Origin of the sequence: Microcoleus sp. BM001215392 (genome assembly GCF_036700185.1) — a bacterium.
In the GTDB taxonomy this organism is placed as follows: domain Bacteria; phylum Cyanobacteriota; class Cyanobacteriia; order Cyanobacteriales; family Microcoleaceae; genus Microcoleus.
Map to the genome: position 1 here is coordinate 1 of NZ_JAUBOJ010000409.1, position 6,435 is coordinate 6,435.

The 6,435-nt window shown below is 46.2% G+C and carries 9 protein-coding genes; 2 read left to right on the forward strand and 7 right to left on the reverse strand.

Features of this window, described 5'->3' with window-relative positions; genetic code table 11:
* Positions 1-152 precede the first annotated feature (152 nt).
* Entirely contained in the window at positions 153-485 is a 333-nt protein-coding gene (locus QT974_RS29275; RefSeq protein ID WP_333471897.1) for a winged helix-turn-helix transcriptional regulator, read from the reverse strand.
* Positions 486-501: 16 nt separating this feature from the next.
* A complete protein-coding gene (locus QT974_RS29280) occupies positions 502-654 on the reverse strand; it encodes a hypothetical protein (RefSeq protein WP_333471898.1) in 153 nt (50 codons plus the stop codon).
* Positions 655-708: 54 nt separating this feature from the next.
* Here QT974_RS29280 and QT974_RS29285 point away from each other — a divergent pair, with 54 nt between their 5' ends.
* Positions 709-1,407: a pirin family protein gene (locus QT974_RS29285; RefSeq protein ID WP_333471899.1), complete on the forward strand. Its 699-nt coding sequence runs from the start codon at positions 709-711 to the stop codon at positions 1,405-1,407.
* Positions 1,408-1,516: 109 nt separating this feature from the next.
* Here QT974_RS29285 and QT974_RS29290 read toward each other — a convergent pair whose 3' ends face one another.
* Together QT974_RS29290 and QT974_RS29295 are read right to left on the reverse strand one after the other, a co-directional pair.
* Positions 1,517-1,864: a DUF2442 domain-containing protein gene (locus QT974_RS29290; RefSeq protein WP_333471900.1), complete on the reverse strand. Its 348-nt coding sequence runs from the start codon at positions 1,862-1,864 to the stop codon at positions 1,517-1,519.
* 22 nt (positions 1,865-1,886) lie between these two features.
* A complete protein-coding gene (locus tag QT974_RS29295; protein WP_333471901.1) occupies positions 1,887-2,171 on the reverse strand; it encodes a DUF3303 domain-containing protein in 285 nt (94 codons plus the stop codon).
* 121 nt (positions 2,172-2,292) lie between these two features.
* On the opposite strand from QT974_RS29295, the gene QT974_RS29300 reads away from it, so the two are divergent.
* Complete coding sequence (locus QT974_RS29300) at positions 2,293-3,936, forward strand: trypsin-like peptidase domain-containing protein (protein ID WP_333471902.1); 1,644 nt, start codon at positions 2,293-2,295, stop codon at positions 3,934-3,936.
* A 55-nt stretch (positions 3,937-3,991) separates the two neighbouring features.
* On the opposite strand, the gene QT974_RS29305 is transcribed toward QT974_RS29300, so the two are convergent.
* The 3 genes from QT974_RS29305 to QT974_RS29315 all read right to left on the reverse strand — a co-directional run bounded on the left by QT974_RS29305 (position 3,992) and on the right by QT974_RS29315 (position 6,324).
* Positions 3,992-4,162: a hypothetical protein gene (locus tag QT974_RS29305; RefSeq protein WP_333471903.1), complete on the reverse strand. Its 171-nt coding sequence runs from the start codon at positions 4,160-4,162 to the stop codon at positions 3,992-3,994.
* 186 nt (positions 4,163-4,348) lie between these two features.
* A complete protein-coding gene (locus QT974_RS29310) occupies positions 4,349-5,194 on the reverse strand; it encodes an ABC transporter permease (protein ID WP_333471904.1) in 846 nt (281 codons plus the stop codon).
* A gap of 218 nt (positions 5,195-5,412) precedes the next feature.
* Complete coding sequence (locus QT974_RS29315) at positions 5,413-6,324, reverse strand: ABC transporter permease (RefSeq protein ID WP_333471905.1); 912 nt, start codon at positions 6,322-6,324, stop codon at positions 5,413-5,415.
* Between the last annotated feature and the right edge of the window lie 111 nt (positions 6,325-6,435).

Consider the following 6,435-nt stretch of genomic DNA (forward strand, 5'->3'; position numbering starts at 1 on the left):
ACGATCGAACTTTATAACAGGTTCGATCGTTCGGACTTCAGTCCTCTTCAAATCAGAGAGGACTGAAGTCCTCACTACAAACTTGATAAGGGTTATTTTATGATATAACCGGCAGCGATCGCAAATTGGGAATTAGTTACACTGCAATAAACTTAACTATAGTTAAGATGCTTAATCCCCCATTCGTGCATCGAATCAATAATCGGCTTAAGACTTTCGCCCAAAGGCGTGAGCGAATATTCAACTTTCGGCGGAACTTGTAGGTAAATTTCCCGATGAACAATCCCATCTGACTCCATCTCTCGCAACTGCTGCGTCAGCATCTTCTGAGTAATGCCGTTGACAGCTCGTTGCAGCTCGTTAAAACGCTTCACTCCTTGAAACAACTCCCGGAGAATTAAGACTTTCCAGCGCCCGCCAATCACCTCTAAAGTTGTTTCTACCGGGCAATTTGCGCGCTCAATAGTTCCTGCTTTAGCTTGCATAGTATCTTTTTGGTAACTACCGCACTTTTAAGTGCGTACTTCCCATAATAGCTTGACTCGGTTTAAAGTAGAAACATCCCAGAAACACCCGAGAATTTTCACTAATACCAGTTCCCGAAAACAATGGAACTGTAGGCTCGCCTTCCAAACCACGAGCGACCTCAGTCATTCCCAATTCTTCAATCTAAAATCTCAAATCTCAAATCGCAGGAGGATTCAGAAAATGATTACCATCAGAAAAAGTGCAGCAAGAGGACACGCTAATCGCGGTTGGCTGGACAGTTATCATACATTTTCTTTTGCCGATTATTACGATCGCAATTATATGAATTTTCGCTCCTTGCGGGTAATCAACGAGGATGTCGTTAACCCCGGGAAAGGTTTCGGCACTCACGGGCACAGCGACATGGAAATCATTACCTATGTACTGGAAGGAGCGTTAGAACACAAAGACAGTTTGGGTACTGGCGCAGTAATCAAACCGGGTGAAGTGCAGCGGATGAGTGCAGGTACGGGCATCCAGCACAGCGAGTTCAATCCCTCGCAAACTGACCCAGTTCATTTGCTGCAAATCTGGCTGTTACCCGATACTAATGGATTGCCGCCGAGTTACGAGCAGCGGGATTTTCCCCTAGCCCAAAGGCGCGGGAAACTGCGCTTAGTTGCGGCGCCAGATGCGAGAGATGGTGCGGTGAAAGTGCATCAAGATGTCGATTTGTATGCAGCAGTTTTGGATAAAAACTCGCGGGTTTCTCATGTTTTGCAGCCAAATCGCCATGCTTGGATACAAGTTGCTCGCGGTGCTGTTTTGCTCAACGGCTTGACTTTAGAAAAGGGTGACGGTGCGGCGGTTAGCGATGAGTCAGAGTTGGTTGTAGAAGCGGCAGAAGATGCGGAGTTTTTGCTGTTCGATTTGGCATAAAATTTAAGGCAAAATCCCCGAATTATTAGAAAATTCGGGGATTTGAGCCACTCGGCGGTTCAAACCGATCCTACACAAACTTTTGTCCGCGCAACGCGAGACTAAGAAATTAATTAGCCATCCAAGATTTTGTCCCAAAAATACCTGCGATAAGTTCGGAAATGCCAAAATCAACATCTAAGCTTTCCCAGTGTACGCTGCTACCGGAAGGCGGCAGCCAAACATCAGCAAGTTGTTCTGGTGAAGCACTTTCTAAGCCTTGTGCAAGCCTTGGAGGAAAACAGAAAATAGCACCGTTTTTGAGTTTGATAACAATTAAATCTTCCGACTGATTGTACTGCACGGATTCGGCACGCGGCTCTGTAGCCTCAGCGGTTTTCCATGTTTGCTTGGCTTGGGCTATTTGCTGTCGGAGATTTTCCTCTGTTAACTCTTTGTTCCAGTTTCTAGATATCATGTCTACCTCCACTATGAATAATTTACAAGCAATCGAGCAATGGTTCGACAACTGCTCGGGTTTCTTTACTACTAACTACCGGCACAATTTCAAAAGTCGCTCCAGAACCGCACCACTTCAAAATCCATTCCTGAAATAAGCGCAAATCATCACACTCCATAAGCTGGAAACATCTACTGAAATTGGGTTCTACCCAACTATCAATATATTTAAGACCCTCGGGAAACATTCTGCCTTCGTCACGAATGCGCTGATAAATTGGCAGCATATCATTATCTTTGAATCGTTCAATAATCATGAATAGCATTCGATCCTCCTTAGAATTCGTTCGCACTTGCAAAAACTCTTCCCTTATCAACCATCAATACGCCACAAACCGGAAAACTAATCCGTCTGTTGATAGATGGGTATGTTAAATTGACACAATCATGAATTACAGCAGAACAATTCCGGCTATTTTGAGTGCTTCGATCGCCCTCAGCGCGATCGCCCTCATCCCACTCACCTCACCTCCAATCGCCCTAGCCTTAACCGCCGACGCCGTTAAAACCGTCGCCAAACAAATCACCGTGCGCATCCAGGGCACAAAAGGCGGTTCGGGAGTAATTTTAGAGAAACAAGGTAGCACATACTATATACTCACCAACTGGCACGTAGTCGATAAAGCAGGCGATTACGAGGTTGTAACTCCCGACGGTAAAGCTCACTCTGTATCATACAGTCTAATCCGGCGAATGCCCGGTGCGGATTTAGCGATCGTCCCCATCAGCAGCCCTCAAAGCTACCGTCTCGCTGAATTAGGCAATTCTGCGGCAACTCCCGGAAAAAAGGCTTATGTGGCTGGTTGGCCGATATCCGGCGGTTCGCTGCAACAACCGATTTTCATCGCTACCGAAGGTCAGCTCACCGGCCGCCAAACTCCGTGGAACGGCTATACTTTGGTATACAATAACTTAGTGAGAGCGGGCATGAGCGGCGGGCCAGTGCTCGATGACGCGGGGCGAGTTGTGGCGATTAACGGCATTGTCAGGTTAGAGGAAAATTCTGATAAAATCGTGGCGGCGGGGATAGAAATTAATACTTTTATGAAATGGCGATCGACTGTTTCGTTGCCGGCTGTTCCCCAATCTCCCACAGCCGCAAATCCAAAAACTCCTGTTAATAATCCGCCTCGGAAGCCTGGAAGTGCGATCGCCTTTGCAGCCACAAATACCCTCAAAGGGCCTTCAGAAGTTGTCAGTTCTCTTGCCCTAGCTTCTACTTATTTTACTACAGGAAACAGCAACGGCACAATCTCTGTTTGGAATTTTCCAGGCGGGCAATTAAAAACTACTTTGCAAGGACACGCGGAAGCAGTAAACGCACTGGCTGCCAGTGCCGACGGGAAAGTATTAGCTAGCGGCAGCGATGACAAAACAGTAAAAATTTGGAATTTGGAAACAGGCGCGGTTGTCCGCACTCTGAGCGGGCATTCCGGTGCTGTTTCGAGTGTTGCCGTCAGTCCTGACGGTCAATTTGTCGCGAGCGGCAGTTGGGACAAAACGATTAAGATTTGGAACGTGAAAACCGGGGAATTGCTGCGGACTTTAACCGGACATTCTGGTTTAGTCAATGCTGTGGCGATTAGTCCCGATCGCCAAACTTTAGCGAGCGGCAGCAAAGATGGTTCAATTAGGTTGTGGAATTTAGCGACAGGTGCAGCAATTCGCACGATTGGCGGCAAGAATTTGTCTGTTTTGTCCCTAGCTTTTACTTTCGACGGCCAAACTTTGGCCGCCGGCAACAGCAACGGTACTGTCGGGTTGTGGAATGTCGCAAACGGGCAGTTAATTCGGCGTTTGAGCGGACATACTGATGGAGTTTGGTCGCTGGCAATCAGCCGGGATGGGAGTATACTGGTTACTGGGAGTTGGGATAAGAGTATAAAACTGTGGGATGTGCGATCGGGTGAATTAAGAGGTAATTTGAGCGGCCATTCTGGCTATGTTACTGCTGTGGGAATTAGCGCTGATGCTAAGACTGTTGTGAGTGCGGGTTGGTTGGGGGAAATTAAGATTTGGAAAAGAAGTTAAGATTTTTTTGGATTAACCGCAGATGGCGCAGAGGGTTCAGAGGAGAAAAAAATATTTACCTTTGATTGAGATATTTAGCATCAATAAATATTACCCAACTAAAGACTAAATTACCAACAGATACCTGGGTAGTCGCTACAGGGCGAATAATTTCTCGAAATAGCAGACACCCGCTTACAAAAAAGCCAAATGCTACTATCGCAACCAGGGCTATTTCATTACTCACAAAAATCTGGATTTTGTAGGGGCGCGATCCCGTGCCGAATCCCCTGTCCAGGATGGCAGCCACGGGCCTTGTGGGCCCTACAAAGTTTTACCTGTTGGAATCCTCGCTCTTAACTCTATTCACCCCTGCTGTATTTGTAGTTCATAAAAGTCCAATTTCTTGTCACCAACGATTCATAACTAATGACTAATGAGAGGGTTTTCGATCGCCTTTTCCCCGCAAATATTCCGCTAAAAACGCCAATCCTCCCGAACCGACTATCAACAGCACGCTGAGAGCATTAATATCAGGTTTCACCCCAGTCCGAATCCGGCTAAAAATTTCCATTGGTAGAGTTGTAGTCCCGCTACCAGCGGTAAAACTCGCAATCAAAAAATCGTCCATGCTGAGAACAAAAGATAGCAGACAACCCGAAACAATTCCAGGTATTAATTGAGGTAGCAAAACCTGAATAAAAGCCTCAACAGGCGTTGCGCCCAAATCCAAGGCAGCTTCTTCTAAATAGGGGTTTAAATCTGCCAATCTCGTAGAAACAGCTAGAGCAATGTAAGCCAGACAAAACACAACGTGGGCGGCAACAATTGTCCACAAACTCAGAGGAATAGCCAGCGCCGCTAAGAATACCAGAGTCGCAACTGCGCTCGCAATATCTGGAATAATAATCGGCAAGTAGGAAACTCCCTGATATAAACTTTTGCCGGGAAAGCGGTAGCGGGCTAAACCAACGGCCATCAAAGTTCCGAGTACAGCGGAGATGGCAACGGCACAAACAGCAACTGTTAAACTGTTTCTCAGGGCTATTAAAATCCGCGTATCGCTAAATAATTTAACGTACCAATCTAAAGTAAATCCTTCCCAGCCGGCGCTAAAACGGGATTTGTTAAAGCTGTAAAATGTGAGTACGAAAATGGGCAGGTACATATAAAAAAACATCAAAACGGTAAATATTGCCTGCCAAGAAATCTTAAATTTAGGTTTTAAGTACATATCGGGTTGTATTTCCTCCTGTGGATTGTCGGCGGTATTTTCCATATCTCGTTAATCGGGAATTGGTAATTGGTAATCGGGGAATTGGGAATTGGGAATTGGGCATCGGGCATCGGGCATCGATTTGAAGAGAATTTGTAGCAACTAATTAATGACTAATAACTAATAACTAATGACTAATGACTAATGACTAATGACTGCTGTCAACTGTCAACTGTCAACTGACTACTGCTGTCAACTGTCAACTGTCAACTGTCAACTGACTAAACTGCATTACGATCGCCATATTTGAGTAAAAGAGCAATTCCGATACTCACTGCAAAAATTAATACCATACTCAGAGCCGATCCCAGCCCCCAATTTTGAGTCGCCCCCAAAAACTGATTGTAAATTAAACGAGCCGCCGTCATGCTGGAAGCTCCACCGAGCAACTCGGGATCGACAAAATCCCCCAAACAGCTAATAAATACTAGCAAAGAACCCGCCGCAATCCCCGGCATTGTCTGCGGTACTGTCACTTTCCAGAAAGTTTCTACCGGATTGGCGCCCAAATCCTGAGACGCTTCTAGCAATCTGCGATCGAGCTTTTCCAAGGAAGCGTAGAGAATGGTTACGATATAGGGCAAATAACTGTAAGCCATGCCGATTAGAACGGCGGAACTTTGATTTAACAATTCTAGAGGAGGGATGCCCAAAAGTCCCAGGAGCGAGTTGAGAACGCCCGTAGGACGCAGAATTGTAATCCAAGCGTACGATCGCAAAAGTGAAGAAGTCCACAGCGGCAACACAAAGCCCAACAATGTTAAATTCCGCCACTTGGGCGAGACATTGAGCGCGATCCAGTAAGCGACGGGAAATCCCAACAGTAAACACAGAATAGTCGTTCCCGTGGCAAAAAAGAGCGATCGACCCATCACCTGCAAATTCAGCGGCTCAAACACTCGCAGATAATTGCCGATTCCCGAAGGATTCACCAAATCTCCCGGCTTAATATTCGGCACCAAACTAAGCTGAAAAATCACCAGAGTTGGTATTACTAATAATAAAATCAGGAACAAGCCAGAAGGGCCGAGCAATGCTAGCGGGCCTGTCCACTTCGACCACGGAGGAACAGTTTCAGCCTTCGAGGGAGAACTCGGAGGAGTAGGAGGGGGAGCTTGAGTGGAAACAGCCATAAATAATTGTTTTGAGTTTTGAGTTGCGATCTATGGGACGGGTTTCACCAGCAATCATATCGTTTCCGGTTGCATCAGAATGATTTAACCGCGAAGGCGCAAAGGACGCAA